Genomic DNA, 17,215 nt, shown 5'->3' on the forward strand with positions numbered 1-17,215 from the left:
CTCCGCCCCTGGCCTTGTCATCCGCTACGCCAAGACATGACCAGACGCCCAGCCAGCGGGGAGGCCGCGATGCCGGAGCACGCCTCGGAGGAGAGCCAGGCAACTGTCCTGCTCCGCCGCCGTCGGCTCGTCGACACCACGGCTCTGACGCCTCCAGTACGACGCTCCGCGTGGCAATGGCTGCGCCGGCCGCTCACCATCCAGGCTGGGTTGTCCGCGTTGCAGGCCGACCTGATCCAGCGCGGCTTCCTCCTGTCCGCCGGTCTGTACCGGCACTGCGCCTCCCTGTCCGCTCCCGCGCTCGCAGGGTTCGGCGGCAGGCTGCTGGACCTGCTCGACGCGGAGTCCGGTCACAACGCCGAGCATGTGCCGCTGTTCCGCGGATTCCCGGAGACCGTGCCGGGCAACACCGAGACCTTCTACATCAACCGCGTCTTCGCGCGCCTGCTGCAGGAGCCGGAGCAGCCGTGTGTGCTGTGCGGAGACACGAAGTCGGTGCACGCCGTCTCGCCCTGCGCCCACCTGGTCTGCCGGACCTGCTGGGACGGCTCCGAGCTGGGTGCCTGTCCGCTGTGCCTGCGCCGCATCGATCCGCTCGACCCATTCCTCAAGCCGTCGTTCCACGAGGTGCAGCCGGCCCACGTGCGCTCGGATCGTTTGCGTCTCCTGTCCCTCGCGCAGCCCGACACCACCAGGACCACAGTCGACGACCTGCTGGCACGACGCTCCCCGCTGTCCGCCGCGGATCGCGCGGATCTGCAGGTGCTGTTGTCCGGTGCGGATCCGTCCTGGCTGCCGGACGACATCCCGGTCCGCGAGACCCGGGCACTCGTCATCGCGCACTTCCTCGCCGACCATCCTGACCTGATCGATGGGGCCGGCACCGCGACCGACGTACTGCGGGTGCTGCACGCGCTGATGGATGCCGATCCGGGGTTGCGGACGCCGCCGGTCCGCCGGAAGTCGTTGCCTCGGGCAACTCGGCGGCTGGTGCTCGCGCGACTGGACCGACTGCCGGCCGAGCACCTGGTCGAGGACATGCTTCGGCATGAACGAGCCTGGAAGCGGATGGCGGAGAACCTGCATCCGTTCGAGTTCGCGACCCGTCATCCGGTCGCCGCGCTGGCGTTCGCGATCCTGCGGCGCACCGATCTGGATCTTGGGACGGCGGCGGGGCGGGCGGTGCTGGGCGAGGCTTCGCAGCATCCGTTCGTGCGGCTCGAGGGCAAGCGGCTCGCGACGAGCACGTTCGCCTCTGGCGTCGAGGGTGCGTTGGCACACGGTCGGCCGGCCCATGCGCTCGACCTGCTGCGTCAGCGGCCGGGCGAGTTGGTGCGGCGTCTGGTCCAGTTGGCGCGCGCGTTGCCGCCTGATCAGCACGGCGCGTTGGTGGATGCGCTGGCGACGGCTGTCTCGGACGTTTCGCCGGTGGTGATCACGGCCGCGATCGGTCAGGTCCGCACGCCGCCGGGCGATCTGCGGCTGTTCTTCCCCCGCGGCGGGACGGCGCGGATCTGGACATCGGTGGACGAGCGCGAGCCGCTGCCCGCCGACACCGCTTCCGCGCTGACCGACGTACTCGTGGGTGAAATGTTGCGCCGGGCAACGGCTCTGCCGCGGCTGCGGCGGGTGTTCCTGGATGAGGAGCTGGCCCGGCTGGCGGCCCCTGGTTCGGAGCGGAATGCGTCGTCGACGTTGCGGCGGATGACGCGCGGGAGCGCGGTGCCGATCCCGCCGGACGAGTTGCTGCGGCTGTTCCTGCACTGGGTGGAGCCGTCCGGACGACGAGTGGATCTTGATCTGTCGGTGGCTGTGTTCGACGAGGAGTGGGCCTTCGTCGGGCTGTGCGACTACACGCGGCTGCGGTTCGACCAGGACGCACTTGTGCACTCCGGTGATCTCACGTCCGCGCCCGATGGCTCGACGGAGTTCGTGGATCTCGACCTGCGCGCGGTGCGGCGGGTCGGCGGGCGGTATGTGCTGCCGGTGGTGTTCAGCTACAACGACGTACCGTTCGACGAACTCGAGCGCGGGTTCGTCGGGGTGATGCGACAACCGACCGGTCTGTTCGACCCGGCCGCGGTCGAGGAACGCTTCGACCTCGCCGGACCGGCGAAGATCCTGCTGCCGTTCGGCGTCGACCTGCACACCAAGGAGCTGCGCTGGTACGACGTCAACCTCGGCGCGGCCGGTTACGGGCACAACATCGCGCGGTACGGCGGTCACATCGCACTGATGGCGGCGACGCTGGAGGACGTGCACGGTTCGGGCGACCGGGTGAGCCTGTGGGAGGTCTGCTGCTGGCATGCCGCGGCTCGCTCCGACGAGGTCGTCGTACGGTGTGCGGACGGTTCGGTCGTTGGGTACGTGCGTGATCCCGCCGAGGAGCCGTCCGCCTTCGCTCGCCGCCTGACGGCGCGCCTGGAGCCCGACCGCCCGTGGGACGAGGACGCCGCGAACCGGTCCGACTTCGCCGCGGTGCTGACGGGCGATATCACGCCTCGCCGCGGCGCGCAGGTCTACGCGTTGCACCCGCACCTGCTCGATTCCGCCGCTCACACCCTGATCGACGCTCCGCAGCTGCTGAGCGCGCTGGCCCCCGACACGCGGGCGCACGCGCCGCTGCCGACCTGACCGGGTCGCGCTTCCTGAGAGAACCCTGTGACGGTTCTGACAATTCCGTGACGTTGCCGCATCCGGTTCTTTGGGATGCCCGGGGTACGGGAGTACAACGGAAGTGACGGCGAAGGGAGCCACGCATGACGTACGACGTGGTGGTGCTCATCGAGCGGGAGATGAGCGAGGGCGACGCGCGCCGCGTTGCCGCCCTGCACGCAAGGTATGAGGAGTCCGTCAACTACCACTTGCTCGTCTCCAGTCATCCGGAGAGCGGGTTCGGTGGGCCGATGGCACTGCTCGGGTCGAGCTTCGAGGATGTGGCCGGGATGGCCGGTTCGGCAGCGGCCCGGACAGCCGGTGTCACAGCCACACTCGCGGACCCACAGTTCGACCTCGCCTCGGTGATCGAACACAGTTCGCGCCGACTCCGCGCAGCGAGCAGATACCCGGTCAGCGTGTCGATCACGCACGGCGAGGTGCTGCTGGCCCTCATGACCCTGACCAAGAGCACCACCTGCCACGAGGTCGTCGTGGTCGCCTGGCCCGAGACCGCCGCCCGCTTCCTCTGCTCCGACTGGACCACCAGAGCCCGCAAAACCCTCAAGGTCCCCCGAGTCCGAATCCTCGAACACGACACCTGAGCCGAATATCGGGTTGTTTCACCGCTGCCGTGATGTAACCGGCCAGCGGTGAGGCAAGCCGCTATCCACATCCGCAAGATTCGCCATCCCGGCAGCCGGGAAACGCGGCATGTTCTGGGGCATGAACACCAAACTCATGCTGATCGCTGCCGGCCGGGGGGACTGGTTCACGCGAGCCGACGCGAACGCCTCCGGATACACCGACGCGGACATCCACCGGCGGATGACGGCCGGCCGATGGATCAGGCTCACCCGGGGTGCGTATGCGCAGCCTGGTTCCGAGGTCGCGTCGATGGCCGCGTGGGATCGGGCGGCTTGGCTGCACCGCCGCGCCGCGAAAGCCGTCTATCACCGTTTGGCCGGTCGCGCCGTCGTGAGCCATCAGTCGGCTCTCCTCTTGTACGGCGTCCAGGTCTCGGAGCTCGATCTACGTCGTGTGCACGTCACCAGGGTGTCCGGACTGGGCCGATCCGGCTCGACGGTGTGCCAGCATGCTGCGCGCCCGCCCGTCGTCGAGTCGGTAGAGCAGGACGGCGTACGCGTGACTCACGGCGCACGAGCGGTCGTGGAGGCCATACGAGCGACCAGCTACCCGGTTGCGGTGTCCGTGGTGGATCAGGCGTTGCGACGTAGAGTCGCCATGGCCGAACAGTTGACGACAGCCTTGAGCCTCTTCGACGGCCGGCCTGGCAACAACACGGCAACCCGCGCGGTGTTGTTCGCAGACAGCCGGTCGGAGTCGGTCGGTGAGTCCCGGCTGCGAGTCATGCTCGCAGATCTGGGCTTGCCGTCGCCGACTTTGCAGCCCGAGATACGCGATGAGCAGGGGGCGCTGGTGGCACGGGTCGATTTCCTGCTGGCGGAGTGCGGTGTCGTTATCGAGTTCGACGGCGCCATCAAGTACAGGGACGGCACCCCGGACGCGCTGATCGCGGAGAAGGTCCGGGAAGACCGTCTCCGGGACCTCGGCTATCAGGTCGTCCGGGTCTGCTGGCCGGACCTCGCCCGCCCGCTCGACCTCCTGGCCCGCATCCGCCGGGCCATTGGGCGAGCACAGTCGGGGTCGATAGCGGGTTATGTCACCGCTGCCCAGTAGTTGTCCCGCCATCGGTCGAACAACCCGCCATCGACCGACGTCAGCGGGTGGTGGGTTGGTGGGGGAGGCGGACGGCAACCGTCGTCTGGCCTGGGTGGGAGGTGATGGTGATGGTGCCGCCGTGGTGTTCGGCGACTATCCGCTGCGCTATGTCGAGGCCTAGGCCAGTGCCTTTGCCGACGTCCTTGGTGGTGTAGAAGGGCTCGAACGCGCGTGCGACGACCTCGGGTGGCATGCCGGGGCCGGTGTCGGTGAACTCGACCACGATCCGGTCGCCATCCGTCCGGGTCGTGATCCGGAGCGTTCCGGTGCCGTCCATCGCGTCGACCGCGTTGTCGATCAGGTTCGTCCACACCTGGTTCAGCTCGCCCGCGAACGCATCGATGCGCGGGACGTCAGCGCCGTACGCACGGATCACTTCGGTGCCGTCGCGGAGTTTGTGGCCGAGCATGACGAGCGTGCTGTCGATGCCCTCGGTCACGTCGATGGTCTGGATCGATCCGCGGTCCATCTGCGAGTACGACCGGACCGCGGCGACGAGTTCGCTGATGCGCCGCGTCGACTCCTTCACCTCGCCGAGCAGTGTCGTCGCAGCGAGCGTGCTCCCGACCCACTCCAACCCGGGCTCCAGAGCATCTCCCAGTACGTCGGCCGCGCGCTCGCACCACTCCAGGTCGGCACCAGCAGCGGCCAGTGGCGGTGCGATCAACCAGTCGCGTTCGACGTCATGGTCAGCCAGCCAGTCCGAGATGGTGTTCTCGTTGTCGGCCAGGTCAACCGGATCGAGAAGCGCCGCCCGAGAGCCGAGCTCCAAGCGCAACGAATCCAGCCGGCCGAACTGATCCTCACCCACCTTCCCCGCGAGACCGCGCAGTGACGACAACAAGGAAGAGCAGGCAGTGTCGAGAGCACTGACCGAACGCGAGGCCGCCGCGGCCGGATTGTTGATCTCGTGCGCCAGCCCCGCGGCCAGCGTTCCGAGTGTGATCAGTGCATCCCGCTGCCGAGCCGTCGACTCGATCGCCCGCGCCGTCCCGTAGACGCCCTTGATCAGGTGCCCCCCGAGCGGGAACCAGACGTCGATCCGCTCCCGCAGGAGGTCGGTAGGCACCCGCAGTACTCGCCCCTGGGCGATGCCGCGACCGCTGGCCAGGTAGACACCGTGATCGTCCCAGGCACGGAATCCGCCCGCCCACCGACCGGGGACGTCCATCTTGCCCATGACGGTGTCCTCGCGACCGATCTTGCGGTGCAACGCGATCGCGCCGTCGACGAGTACCCACCAGAAGTCCGCCGGCTCACCTTCGTGGAACAGGTCGGCACCCGGTTCGATCGGCACCGTGGTGCTGCCGTCGATCAGCTCGCCGAGTTGAGCCTCGGTCAGTCCCGCGAAGAGGGCGAGATCGCGCAGATCGTCGACGTTCATCAGACTGTCGCCAGGTAGCGGTGGACGAGGTAGACCGACATCGCGCCCTCGCCGACGGCCGACGCGACCCGTTTCATCGAGTCGAGCCGTACGTCGCCCGCCGCGAAGACACCCGGCACGCTGGTCTCCAGCGCGTACGGCGGCCGGGGGAGTTGCCAGCGATCCTGCCCGATCAGCTCCGGACCGGTCACCACGAAACCTTTGTCGTCGCGGAGCACCGACTGCCCGAGCCACTCGGTCCGCGGCGAGGCGCCGACGAACACGAACAGCCAGCCCGCCTGCACCTCCTCGACCCGGCCCGATGCCCGGTCCGCCAGCGTCAGCCCTTCGAGGTGGCCGTCGCCCCGGCAGCCCACCACCTCCGTGCGGCAGCGGATTTCGATGTTCTTGACCTTCGCGATCTTGTCGATCAGGTACCGCGACATCGAGTTCTCCAACGCCTCACCACGCACCAGCAGGACGACCCGCTTCGCGAAGCGCGCGAGGTTCAGTGCCGCCTGGCCCGCCGAGTTCGCCGCGCCGACGATGTACACCTCCTCGTCCTGGCACTGCGTGGCCTCGCTCGCCGTCGCGCCGTAGAACACCCCGCGCCCGGTGAAGTCGGCGAGACCGTCGACGTCGAGGCTCCGGTACGACACGCCGGTCGCGACGATCAGCGCACGAGCCTCGATCTCGCCCGACCCCTCCAGCAGTACGGCGTGCACCGGGCCACGCGACTCGACACCGACGACCGATCGGGCCAGCACCATCTCGGCGCCGAAGCGGGACGCCTGGGCGACGGCCCGCTGCGCCAGGTCGGATCCGGTCAACCCGCGCGGGAACCCTAGGTAATTCTCGATCGCCGCGCTCAACCCGGCCTGACCGCCGGGCGCTTCCCGCTCGACGATCACGGTGCTCAGCCCTTCGGACGCCGCGTACACGGCCGCCGCCAGTCCGGCGGGTCCACCTCCGACGATGCAGACGTCGTACAGCGGCTGTTGGGCCCGGGTCCGCAGGCCCAGCGCGGACGCGAGGTCGACCGCGGATGGTGCGCGGAGCGTGTCCCCGTCGGGGACGAGCACGAGCGGCAGGTCGGCGTCCGTCGCGTCGGCGAGGTCTTGCAGCCGTTGAGCCTCGGCATCGCGATCGACGTCGTACCAGCTGTAGGGAACATGGTTGCGGGCCAGGAAGGTCTTGATGTCGTGTGCGCGATCCGACCAGCGGTGCCCGACGACGCGTACGTCGGACGTGTGCTCGCGGTTGGCGTGGCGCCAGTCGCCGAGCAGGTCGTCGATCACCGGGAACAGTTGGTCCTCGGGCGGGTCCCACGGCTTCAGCAGGTAGTAGTCCAGGCCGATGTCGTTGATCGCCCTGATCGCGACGTCGGTGTCGGCGTACGCCGTGAGGAGCAGGTACTTCGCGGTCGGCGCCTGCTCGCGGGCCCGCTCGAGCAACTCGATGCCGGTCATCCCGGGCATCCGCTGGTCAGTGGCGATCATCGCGATCGGCTGGTTACGCAAGGCGAGTTTGGTCAGCGCGGCGAGCGCCTGGTCGCCCGACGTCGCCTTGACCACGAGGTAGTCGTCGCCGTACCGCCGGCGCAGGTCACGAGAGATGGCTGCCGAAACCATCGGGTCGTCGTCGACAGTGAGAATCGCAGGTTTGGTCACGCGGTGCCCCCCAGCAGAGGACCGATCCCATCGTGCCCCCCAGTGGATCGGTTCCGTCAGGATGCCACGAGATTCCCTGACGTGGCAGAAAAAGGTTGCCTCAGTCCTCGATCAGGGCGCGCAGCGTTTCCCGTTCGGGTTCGGGCACGTACCCGGCGTAGTAGTCGTACATGTTCTGCCGCGCGATCCGCGCCGCCGCGTGACCGTCACCCGCGCGGATCGCCTCCACCACCTCGGCGTGATGCTGCAGCGACTCCAGCATCAGGGCGCGGCTGTTCGGCGCGTGGGCGATCTTGTCCGAGATCAGGCTCAGTACGACGCCGCGGACGACCTCGTTGCAGGTCTGGATCAGCGAGTTGCGGCTGACCTGGGCGATCACGTCGTGGAAGGCGAGATCCGCCTCGCTGAACGCCGCGAAGTCGACGTCGATCGCGGCCCGCATCGCCACCAGCGTCTCCTCGATGTCGGCGAGTTGCTCAGACGTCCGCAGGCGGGACGTAACCTGGATCGCCGCGCCGTCCATGATCATCCGGAACCCGATCAGCTCCGCCAGGGTCAGCTCGTCGACGCGGGCGAGCCGGACCATCTGTTTGCGCAGCGCAGCCTGGGAGAACGGCAGGATCTCCGGCCCGTTCGGATCACCGGGCCGTGACCGTACGACGCCGTTGCTCTCCAGGACGCGCAGAGCCTCGCGCACGGTGGACCGGCTGACCGCGAACTGCGCCACCAGTTCCCGCTCGCTCGGCAGTCGCTGACCCGGCGCGAGATCACCGCGAGCGAGCGCGTCCTCGACCTGTTCGACGATCCGCTGGTAGGCGCGCACCGGTTGCACCGGCTGGAACTGCGGACCCTTGGTCATCCGGTGCACCCCAATCGTCTTGACAGACCCTTGTGTTCCGACAAACCTAGTGGCCCACTGATACCTAGTCCACTGGTCGGACCAGTCACAGCTGGACGGCGAATCCGCCGTACCGCGTGGCCGCGGTCGCGCGAGCGGACCGGGATGGTCAGAATGCGGCGACAGCTCGAGGCACTGGAGGAGTTCGCGTGAAGTCCCCTTTCAACAAGTTGGCGCTGCCCACCCGTGCGGTCGCGTTCGCCGCTGCGGCGGTCCTGGCCGTGTCCGCATGCTCTGCCGGATCCAGTACGTCGTCCGGTAGCTCACCCGGCGGCGACCAGTCGCTGTCGATCGGCCTGGTCGCAGAGCCGGCCAGCCTCGACTTCACCACCACCGACGGTGCCGCGATCCCGCAGGCGCTGCTCGGCAACGTGTACGAGAGCCTGGTCAAGCAGGACGACTCCGGCAAGATCGTGCCGTCGCTGGCGAAGTCCTGGACGGTTTCGCCGGACCGCAAGACCTACACGTTCGACCTGGTCGACAACGCGAAGTTCACCAACGACAAGCCGTTCACCGCGTCCGACGCGGTGTTCAGCATCAATCGGGTCAAGAGCGCGTGGACGATCTCGCTGAAGGGCGCGATGGACGTCGTCGCCGGGGCGAAGGCGTTGTCGCCGACGCAGCTCGAGGTGACGCTGAGCAAGCCGAGCAACGACTGGTTGTTCCGGATGACGACCCGGATCGGCGCGATGTTCTCCGAGTCCGGCGTGGCCAAGCTGGCCACCGACCCGATCGGGACCGGGCCGTACAAGTTCTCCAAGTGGAACCGCGGCGACTCGATCGTGCTGGAGCGCAACGACGGCTACTGGGGGACCAAGCCGTTCTTCCATCAGATCACACTGAAATACTTCAAGGACCCGACCGCGCTGAACAACGCGCTGCTCACCGGCACGATCAACGTGATCGGCACGGTCCAGGCGCCGGAGGCGCTCAGCCAGTTCACCAGCAACGACAAGTACCAGGTGATCGAAGGCACCACCAACGGTGAGGTGCTGCTGTCCTTCAACAACTCGCGGCCGATCTTCAAGGACATCCGGACCCGGCAGGCGATCCGGATGGCGATCGACCACAAGGCCCTGCTGGACACGTGTTTCGCCGGTCGCGGCAAGCTGATCGGCAGCATGGTCCCGCCGACCGACCCGTGGTACGAGGACCTCACCAGCATCGCGCCGTACGATCTGGCCAAGGCGAAGTCGATGCTGCAGGCCTCCGGTGCGGCCGGCAAGACGCTGCTGCTCCGGCTGCCGACGTTGCCGTACGCAACGTCCTGTGGCCAGGTGGTGAAGAGCCAGCTGGAGCAGGCTGGGCTGAAGGTGCGGATCGACCCGCAGGAGTTCCCGGCGGCGTGGCTGAACACGGTCTTCAAGAACGCCGACTACGACATGTCGATCATCGCGCACGTCGAGCCGCGGGACCTCGGTGCCGTGTTCAACGCGAAGTACTACACCCGGTACGACGACCCGACGCTGCAGCAGTACCTGGCCGCGGCCGACTCCGGTGACGAAGCCGCGCAGGTCGACAACATGAAGAAGGCGGCGCGACGGCTGTCCGAGCAGGCGGCCGGCGACTGGCTGTTCCTGCTGCCGAACCTGATCGTCGCGGACAAGAACATCAAGGGCCTGCCCCAGAATGCGATCACCGAGAACTTCGACCTGTCGAAGCTGGCGAGGTGACCTGAGTGATCCTCCGCCTGATCGAGCGCACCGGTGTGCTCTTGGTCAGCCTTGCGGTGAGCTCGGTGCTGGTCTTCGCGTTCATGGCTGTGCTGCCCGGCGACCCGGCCCGGGTCGCCCTCGGCGTCAACGCCTCCGAGCAGGCTGTCGCCGAACTGCGTCAACAGTTCGGCCTCGATCGACCGCTCACCACGCAGTACGTCGACTGGCTCGGCGGACTGCTGCACGGTGACCTCGGGACGTCGTACGTGTCGAAGGCGGAGATCGGTCCGCAGGTGTTCGACCGGCTGCAGGTAACGCTGTTGCTGGTCCTGGCCGGCATGGTCATCGCGTTGCTCATCGCGGTCCCGGCCGGGACTCTGATGGCGGCGCGGCACCGGAAGGTCTCGGGCCTGGCACTGTCCGCGGTCTCGCAGATCGGCGTCGCCGTACCGGCGTTCCTGGCCGGCATCCTGCTGATCATGCTGTTCGCGGTCAAGCTCGGCTGGCTGCCGGCGAACGGCTGGACGCCGCCGGCCCAGGATCCGGCCATGTTCCTGCAACAGTTGATCCTGCCGGCGTTGGCGCTCGGGCTGGTGCAGGGCGCCGTGCTGACGCGGTACGTCCGCAGCGCGGTGCTCGACGTACTGCGGGAGGACTATCTGCGGACTGCACGGGCCAAGGGGCTGCGGCCGTTCCAGGCGTTGTGGCGGCACGGTCTGCGTAATGCGGCCGTGCCGGTCGTGACGGTGCTCGGGCTGCAACTGGCGACGCTGCTGATCGGCGCTGTCGTGGTGGAGCGCGTGTTCGTGATCCCGGGGCTCGGCAGTCTGCTGCTGGACGGGGTATCGAACCGCGATCTGCTGCTTGTCCAGGACGTGGTGATGGTGCTCGTCATCGCCGTACTGCTCGTCAACTTCCTGGTCGATCTGCTGTACGTCGCCTTGGATCCGCGGCTGCGGGTGGGGTCGCGATGAGGCGGCTGAACCCGAGTCTGGTCGCGGGCGGCGTGATCGTCGGGATCATCGTGCTGATGGCGCTGGTGTCGTTCATCTGGACGCCGTACGACGCGACGTTCGTCGATCCGTCGATCCGGTTGGCGAAGCCGTCGTGGGAGCACTGGTTCGGGACCGACAAGTTCGGGCGGGACGTGCTGAGTCAGATCATGGTCGGGTCGCGGACGACGCTGTTCGTCGGCGTGGTCGCGGTCGGGGTGGCCGCGGTGATCGGCGTGCCGCTGGGGATTCTCGCTGCGATGGTGCGGCGGTGGCCGAGCGAGTTCATCATGCGGGCCAACGATCTGGTGCTGGCATTCCCGGCGTTGCTGCTGGCCATCATGTTCGGAGCCGTCTTCGGGGCGAGCACGCTGACCGCGATGATTGCCATCGGCATCGCTTCGGTGCCGTCGTTCGCACGGGTGATCCGGAGCGGTGCGTTGCAGGTGATGCGGACCGAGTACGTGCTGGCCGCGCGGGCGGCGGGGCGGCAGCCGTGGCCGATCGCAGTACGGCATGTGCTGCCGAACGTGACGAGTCTGATCACGGTCCAGGCGTCGGTGTCGTTCGCGATCGCCGTGCTGGCCGAGGCCGCGTTGTCCTTCCTCGGCTTCGGTACGCCGCCGCCGACTCCGTCGTGGGGCCGGATGCTGCAGGAGAGTCAGGAGTTCCTGTTCAGTGCGCCGCGGTTGGCGATCTTCCCGGGGGTGGCGATCGCGATCGCCGTACTCGGGTTCAACCTGCTGGGCGACGGGCTGCGGGACCGGTTCGATCCGAAGCTGGAGGACCGGCGATGAGCGACGTACTCACCGTGCAGGGGCTGACTGTGACGGTGCGAGACAAGACGCTGGTCTCGGAGGTGGATCTCACCGTGGGGCCGGGGGAGCGCGTCGGGCTGATCGGGGAGTCGGGCTCGGGGAAGTCGCTGACCGCCTTGAGCGTGCTCGGTCTGCTGCCGGAAGACGTCGTTGCCTCGGGCTCCGTGCGGCTGACCGGCGTCGACCACGACCTGATCGGCGCGGACGAACGCCGGATGTCCAGGGTCCGCGGTCGCGAACTCGCGATGGTCTTCCAGGAGCCGATGACCGCCCTCAACCCGACGATGCGCATCGGCGACCAGATCGCCGAGGCGATGCTCATCCACCGGACACGGCCTGGTCGTGGCGCCGCCCGATCCGCCGCTCTCGAGCTCCTCGAGCGAGTTCAGCTCCCGTCAGACCTGATGCGGGCGTACCCACACCAGTTGTCCGGTGGCCAACGGCAACGAATCGTCCTGGCCCTTGCCCTGGCCAACGATCCGGCGCTGCTGATCTGCGACGAGCCCAGCACCGCGCTCGACGTCACCGTGCAGGCCCTCGTCCTCGACCTCATCGTCAAGGGCGTCGTCGCGCGCTCATCTGCGTTGTTGTTCATCACCCACGACCTCGCCGTCGTCGCCACGGTCTGCGAACGAGTTCTCGTCATGTACGGCGGCCGCGTCGTCGAGTCCGGCCCGGTCGGCGAGGTCTTCACCAACCCGCGCCACCGCTACACCCAGGGTCTGCTCGCGGCCTCGGACCTGGACACCGCCGACCGTCGCCTCCCGACCATCCGCGGCAACGTCCCGGCTGCCGGCCAGTTCCCGTCCGGCTGCGTCTTCCGCACCCGCTGCCCCCACGCCACCGACATCTGCGCCGGTACGCCGGAATGGACCGGGCCTGTCGCCGACGGCTTCGCCTGCCACCACCCGGCCGAACCCGTGTCGAGCCCTCGACTCCCCGCGGGAGGCGCTCATGCCTGACCAGGTGCCGGCCATCCAGGTGCTCGATGTCGTTCGCGACTACCCCCGTCCCCGCACATCATTGTTGCGTCCGGCCCCGGTCGTGCATGCTGTCCGCGGTGTGAGCCTGGACGTCAAGCAGGGCGAGCGGTTCGGCATCGTCGGCGAATCCGGCTGCGGCAAGTCCACCCTGCTCCGCATCATCGCCGCCCTCGACCAGCCCACCTCAGGCCATGTCGTTGTCGAAGGCACCGACATTACCCGCCTCCCGGAACGCCGGTTGCGGTTCCTCCGCGAGAACCTCCAACTCGTCTTCCAGGACCCGATGAGCTCGCTCGACCCCCGGATGCGGGTCCGCGACATCATCGCCGAACCCCTCGTCGTCCAAGGACATCCCGCCTCCGGCGAGCGCGTCCGCGAACTGCTGGAGGCGGTCGGCTTGTCCGCGGACGCCGGTGACCGCTACCCACATCAGTTCTCCGGCGGTCAGCGTCAACGCATCTCGATCGCGCGCGCCCTCGCTCCACGGCCGCGGATCCTGATCGCGGACGAACCGGTGAGCGCGCTCGACGTTTCCGTCCGTGCGCAGGTGCTCAACCTCATCTCAGACCTGGTCGACGAACTCGATCTCACCCTGGTGTTCGTCTCCCACGACCTGTCCGTGGTCAAGCACGTCTGCGACCGCGTCGCCGTGATGCACGCCGGCCAGATCGTCGAGACCGGCTACACCGGTGACGTGTACGCCGCCCCTCAGCACGCCTACACCCAGCGCCTGGTCTCGGCCATCCCGACCCTCCAGCGGGCGCTCTCCGGTGCAACCACGTCCGACCTGCTCGCGACGAAGGGAGAACCAGCGTGAAACTGCCAGCCGGCCTGCCGATCGGTGAGATCTGGATCGAGGCCCCGTCCATCGCCCCGGTGATCTTCCCGTACGACGGTTCCACGGTCGCCGACGCGGCCGTCGGGAACGTCGAACTGGCCCGCCAAGCCCTCGACCACGCTCTCGGCGTCCGCACGACCGTGGGCCGGCTGCCGTCGTACCTGCGCCGGAAAGTCTTGCAGAGCGTGCATTCGGCGGTCCTGGCCGAACGCGATGCCTTCGTCGATCTGCTCATCCTGGAGACCGGGAAGCCGCTGGTCGACTGCCGGGTCGAGATCGATCGGACGCTGCTGACGTTGGAGACGTCGGCCGAGGAAGTGGCGCGGCTGCACGGGGAGACGGTGCCGCTGGATCTGCTGCCGAGTGGGGACGGGCTGGTCGGATTCTGGGTGCGGAAGCCGATCGGGGTCGTCGTCGGGATCACCGGGTTCAATTATCCGTTGTTGCTGGCGGCCCATAAGATCGCTCCCGCGTTCGCTGCCGGGTGCCCGATCATCATCAAGCCGGCGCCGCAGACGCCGCTCGCGACGTTGTGGCTCGTGCACCTCATGCGCTCCGCGCTGCTCGAGGCGGGCGCGCCGGAGAGCGCGGTGCAGCTGGTCACCGGGGGAGCGGACGTTGGGGCGACGCTCACCACGGACCGCCGGGTTGGCGCTGTCTCCTTCACAGGCTCGGCCGCGGTCGGTCACCAGATCGCGCGAGATGCCGCGCCGACCAAGGTGCTCCTTGAACTCGGGTCCAACTCGGCGCTGGTGGTTGCCGCCGACGCCGACCTGGACGCGGCAGCCGATGCGATCATCCGAGGCGGGTACTACGCGTCGGGCCAGGCCTGCATCTCGGTCCAGCGCGTCATAGCGGTCGACTCCATCCACGCCGCGCTCCTCGACAGACTCAACGCCCGCCTTCCCTCGGTCGTAGTCGGTGATCCCCGCGACCCCACCACCCGCGTCTCCGCCCTCATCGACCCCAAGTCCACCGACCGCGTCCGCACCTGGATCACCCAGTCCCTCACCGCAGGCGCCGCCGTCGCCTATCCCACCACCGACGCCACCACCGAGGTGCTCGGTCCGACAGTGTTGACCGACGTACCGGCCGGGCAGCTGGCTTGGGACGAGGAGCTCTTCGGGCCGGTGATCGCCGTACGGTCGGTGCCCAATCTCGACACCGCGTTCCGGACCGTGAACGAGTCGCGATACGGGCTGCATGCCAGCGTCTTCACGTCCTCGCTCGACACCGCGTTCACCGCGATCGACCGGCTCGACGTCGGCGGTGTGGTCATCAACGAGGTGCCTGGTTTCCGCTCCGACGTGATGCCGTACGGCGGCGTCAAGGACTCCGGCATCGGCCGCGAGGGTCCACGCTTCGCGATCGAGGAACTGACCACCACCCGGATGGCGATCATCCGCCCGCGCCCCTGAGAGGTGAACCCGCCCGTGACCGACTACGCGAACCTCTTCCGCCTGGACGGCAAGCACGTCCTCGTCATCGGCAGCGGCAGTGGGATCGGCAGGGAGAGCGCACTGGCTCTCGCCGCCCATGGTGCCCGCGTCACCTGCGCCGACCGTGACCTCCCGGCCGCCGAACAGACCGTGGCCCAAGGCAACGGGTCCCAACTCGTCGCCTACGAGCTGGACGTGCTGGACGACGACGCGATCACCCGAGCGGTCGACGAGCTCGGGGATGTGGACGTGCTCGTGTTCACCGCGGCGACCAATGTGCGCAAGCGGATCCTCGACTACACCAGTGAGGATTTCGACCGCGTCGTGGCGCTCAACCTGCGGGCGTCGTTCCAGCTGGTGCGTGCCTTCGGCAAGCAGATGGCGGAGCGGGGGAGCGGCAGCATCATCGGCTTCAGCTCGATCCGCGGTACGACGGTGGAGCCGGGCCAATCGGTGTACGCGGCAACCAAGGCGGGCCTCGTCCAGCTGCTGAGGACGGCAGCCGCCGAGCTCGGTCCCAGCGGCGTACGGGTGAATGCGATCGCGCCGGGCGTCGTCGAGACACCGCTCACCGCCCAGATCAAGGCGAACCAGGCCTGGTACGACGCCTATGCACAGAAGGGGGCGCTCGGCCGCTGGGCGGGCCCGGAGGAACTCGCCGGCGCGGTCGTCTACCTCGCCTCCGATGCCGCCAGCTTCGTCACTGGCAGCGTCCTGGCCGTCGACGGCGGCTGGACCGCGGTCGATGGCCGCTTCGATCCGCCGAACTGAGGAGCACGGATGACTCTCGCTGACCTGACTGCGACCGATCTGCTGGCGAAGTACCGCGAGGGTGCGCTCTCACCGGTCGAGGTGATCGAGGACGTGCTCGCACGGGTCGAGGAGCTCGAGCCTCGGATCTGCGCGACGTACGCGCTCGACCCGGACGGCGCCCGTGCAGCGGCGCTGGAGTCCGAGGGCCGCTGGCGTGACGGAACCGCCAGACCGCTGGAGGGCGTACCGGTCACCGTCAAGGAGAACATCGCCACCCGCGGCACCCCGGTCCCACAGGGCACCGCGGCGACCGAGCTCATCCCGGCCACCGAAGACGCACCCGCGGCAGCACGCCTGCGGGCCGCGGGTGCGGTGATCTTCAGCAAGACGACGATGCCGGAGTACGGGATGCTCTCGTCCGGCGTCTCCACGTTCCATCACCTGACCCGCAATCCGTGGGATCTGTCGAAGACGGCCGGCGGCTCGAGCGCCGGCGCCGCAGCGGCCGCGGCGGCGGGCTACGGCCCGATCCACGTCGGCACGGACATCGGTGGGTCGATCCGCCTGCCCGCAGGTTGGTGCGGCCTCGTCGGCCTCAAGCCCACCCACGGCCGGATCGCGGTCGGCAATCCTTACCCAGGCCGGGCGATCGGGCCTCTGACGCGTACGGCGCGAGACGCGGCGCTGACGGTGTCGGTCATGTCCGGGTACGAGCCGCGCGACCATACATCCTTCCCCCCGACCCCGGAGAGCTACGACGAGAGCGCTCTCCCGCACGGTCTCCGCGTGGCTCTCCTGCTGGACGCCGGCCTCGGACTGCCCGTCGACCCCGAGGTCACCGCAGCGGTCTCGGCGGCGGCCGCCGTACTCGAGAAGGCCGGCGCGACGGTCGAACCGATCGGCCCGATCATCACTCGCGAGATGCTCGACGGCCTGGACCGCTTCTGGCGGGTCCGGTCGGCCGTGGACATCGCCGCCCTGCCCGAGGACCGCCGCGCCAAGGTCCTCCCGCAGATCCGTTCCTGGGTGTCCACAGCCGGCGACCTGTCCGGCTTCGATGTCTTCCACGGGTACAGCCAGATGGGTGCGATGGCGGCTGCGGTCACCGCCATCTTCACGTCGTACGACGTCATCTTGTCGCCGGTGGCTCCGATCACGGCGTTCCCGGCCGAGCTGGCGTACCCGACCGACGATCCGTCGAAGCCGTTCGAACACATCGCGTTCACGGTTCCGTACAACATGTCAGCGCATCCGGCGACCACGGTGAACGTCGGCTGGTCCGCCTCGGGTCTGCCGATCGGTGCGCAGCTCGCCGTACCGCATCATCAGGATCTGACCGCGCTCGGACTGGCCGGATACCTCGACAGCCAGCAGACCGAGCGGCGAAACTGGCCCCTGGGGTGACGCG

14 protein-coding genes are annotated in these 17,215 nt (G+C 68.5%); 11 read left to right on the forward strand and 3 right to left on the reverse strand.

Annotated elements, in window-relative coordinates; genetic code table 11:
- The first annotated feature begins 69 nt into the window (after positions 1-69).
- The 3 genes from E0H75_RS34980 (at position 70) to E0H75_RS34990 (ending at position 4,356) form a co-directional block, all read left to right on the forward strand.
- Positions 70-2,634, forward strand: coding sequence for an MXAN_6230/SCO0854 family RING domain-containing protein (locus tag E0H75_RS34980; protein WP_131518003.1), 2,565 nt, complete (start codon positions 70-72; stop codon positions 2,632-2,634).
- Between the two features lie 125 nt (positions 2,635-2,759).
- Positions 2,760-3,260, forward strand: a complete 501-nt coding sequence (locus tag E0H75_RS34985; RefSeq protein ID WP_131518004.1) for a hypothetical protein — start codon at positions 2,760-2,762, stop codon at positions 3,258-3,260.
- A gap of 121 nt (positions 3,261-3,381) precedes the next feature.
- The gene (locus E0H75_RS34990; RefSeq protein WP_131518005.1) at positions 3,382-4,356 is read left to right on the forward strand and encodes a type IV toxin-antitoxin system AbiEi family antitoxin domain-containing protein; all 975 of its coding nucleotides are present in this window, start codon (positions 3,382-3,384) and stop codon (positions 4,354-4,356) included.
- Between the two features lie 40 nt (positions 4,357-4,396).
- On the opposite strand, the gene E0H75_RS34995 is transcribed toward E0H75_RS34990, so the two are convergent.
- The 3 genes from E0H75_RS34995 to E0H75_RS35005 all read right to left on the reverse strand — a co-directional run bounded on the left by E0H75_RS34995 (position 4,397) and on the right by E0H75_RS35005 (position 8,290).
- Positions 4,397-5,782, reverse strand: a complete 1,386-nt coding sequence (locus E0H75_RS34995; protein ID WP_131518006.1) for a sensor histidine kinase — start codon at positions 5,780-5,782, stop codon at positions 4,397-4,399.
- Positions 5,782-7,431: an NAD(P)/FAD-dependent oxidoreductase gene (locus E0H75_RS35000; protein WP_131518007.1), complete on the reverse strand. Its 1,650-nt coding sequence runs from the start codon at positions 7,429-7,431 to the stop codon at positions 5,782-5,784. The genes E0H75_RS34995 and E0H75_RS35000 overlap by 1 nt, the downstream gene beginning before the upstream one ends.
- A gap of 100 nt (positions 7,432-7,531) precedes the next feature.
- Positions 7,532-8,290, reverse strand: a complete 759-nt coding sequence (locus tag E0H75_RS35005) for a FadR/GntR family transcriptional regulator (protein ID WP_131518008.1) — start codon at positions 8,288-8,290, stop codon at positions 7,532-7,534.
- Positions 8,291-8,478: 188 nt separating this feature from the next.
- Between E0H75_RS35005 and E0H75_RS35010 the strand changes: the two genes are divergently transcribed.
- From E0H75_RS35010 to E0H75_RS35045, 8 genes are read left to right on the forward strand one after another with little or no spacing between them, the layout of a single operon-like run.
- Positions 8,479-10,002: an ABC transporter substrate-binding protein gene (locus E0H75_RS35010; RefSeq protein ID WP_238163464.1), complete on the forward strand. Its 1,524-nt coding sequence runs from the start codon at positions 8,479-8,481 to the stop codon at positions 10,000-10,002.
- 5 nt (positions 10,003-10,007) lie between these two features.
- A complete protein-coding gene (locus E0H75_RS35015) occupies positions 10,008-10,958 on the forward strand; it encodes an ABC transporter permease (protein WP_131518009.1) in 951 nt (316 codons plus the stop codon).
- Complete coding sequence (locus tag E0H75_RS35020; protein ID WP_131518010.1) at positions 10,955-11,773, forward strand: ABC transporter permease; 819 nt, start codon at positions 10,955-10,957, stop codon at positions 11,771-11,773. The genes E0H75_RS35015 and E0H75_RS35020 overlap by 4 nt, the downstream gene beginning before the upstream one ends.
- Positions 11,770-12,756 (forward strand): ABC transporter ATP-binding protein, encoded by a 987-nt coding sequence (locus E0H75_RS35025; protein ID WP_131518011.1) that lies wholly within the window; start codon positions 11,770-11,772, stop codon positions 12,754-12,756. The genes E0H75_RS35020 and E0H75_RS35025 overlap by 4 nt, the downstream gene beginning before the upstream one ends.
- Entirely contained in the window at positions 12,749-13,594 is an 846-nt protein-coding gene (locus E0H75_RS35030; RefSeq protein WP_131518012.1) for an ATP-binding cassette domain-containing protein, read from the forward strand. The genes E0H75_RS35025 and E0H75_RS35030 overlap by 8 nt, the downstream gene beginning before the upstream one ends.
- The gene (locus E0H75_RS35035) at positions 13,591-15,033 is read left to right on the forward strand and encodes an aldehyde dehydrogenase family protein (protein ID WP_131518013.1); all 1,443 of its coding nucleotides are present in this window, start codon (positions 13,591-13,593) and stop codon (positions 15,031-15,033) included. The genes E0H75_RS35030 and E0H75_RS35035 overlap by 4 nt, the downstream gene beginning before the upstream one ends.
- A gap of 15 nt (positions 15,034-15,048) precedes the next feature.
- On the forward strand, positions 15,049-15,825 hold the full coding sequence (locus E0H75_RS35040; protein WP_131518014.1) for an SDR family NAD(P)-dependent oxidoreductase: 777 nt from the start codon (positions 15,049-15,051) through the stop codon (positions 15,823-15,825).
- 9 nt (positions 15,826-15,834) lie between these two features.
- Positions 15,835-17,211, forward strand: coding sequence for an amidase (locus E0H75_RS35045; protein WP_131518015.1), 1,377 nt, complete (start codon positions 15,835-15,837; stop codon positions 17,209-17,211).
- Positions 17,212-17,215 lie beyond the last annotated feature (4 nt).

The organism is Kribbella capetownensis (assembly GCF_004331485.1).
Taxonomy (GTDB): Bacteria; Actinomycetota; Actinomycetes; order Propionibacteriales; family Kribbellaceae; genus Kribbella; species Kribbella capetownensis.

Bases quoted from the DNA above. Each gene is read 5' to 3' on its own strand.
- E0H75_RS35030 (WP_131518012.1), top strand. From the start codon at position 12,749: ATGCCTGACCAGGTGCCGGCCATCCAGGTGCTCGATGTCGTTCGCGAC.
- E0H75_RS35005 (WP_131518008.1), bottom strand. From the start codon at position 8,290: ATGACCAAGGGTCCGCAGTTCCAGCCGGTGCAACCGGTGCGCGCCTAC.
- E0H75_RS35020 (WP_131518010.1), top strand. From the start codon at position 10,955: ATGAGGCGGCTGAACCCGAGTCTGGTCGCGGGCGGCGTGATCGTCGGG.
- E0H75_RS35045 (WP_131518015.1), top strand. From the start codon at position 15,835: ATGACTCTCGCTGACCTGACTGCGACCGATCTGCTGGCGAAGTACCGC.
- E0H75_RS34990 (WP_131518005.1), top strand. From the start codon at position 3,382: ATGAACACCAAACTCATGCTGATCGCTGCCGGCCGGGGGGACTGGTTC.
- E0H75_RS34980 (WP_131518003.1), top strand. From the start codon at position 70: ATGCCGGAGCACGCCTCGGAGGAGAGCCAGGCAACTGTCCTGCTCCGC.
- E0H75_RS35025 (WP_131518011.1), top strand. From the start codon at position 11,770: ATGAGCGACGTACTCACCGTGCAGGGGCTGACTGTGACGGTGCGAGAC.
- E0H75_RS34985 (WP_131518004.1), top strand. From the start codon at position 2,760: ATGACGTACGACGTGGTGGTGCTCATCGAGCGGGAGATGAGCGAGGGC.
- E0H75_RS34995 (WP_131518006.1), bottom strand. From the start codon at position 5,782: ATGAACGTCGACGATCTGCGCGATCTCGCCCTCTTCGCGGGACTGACC.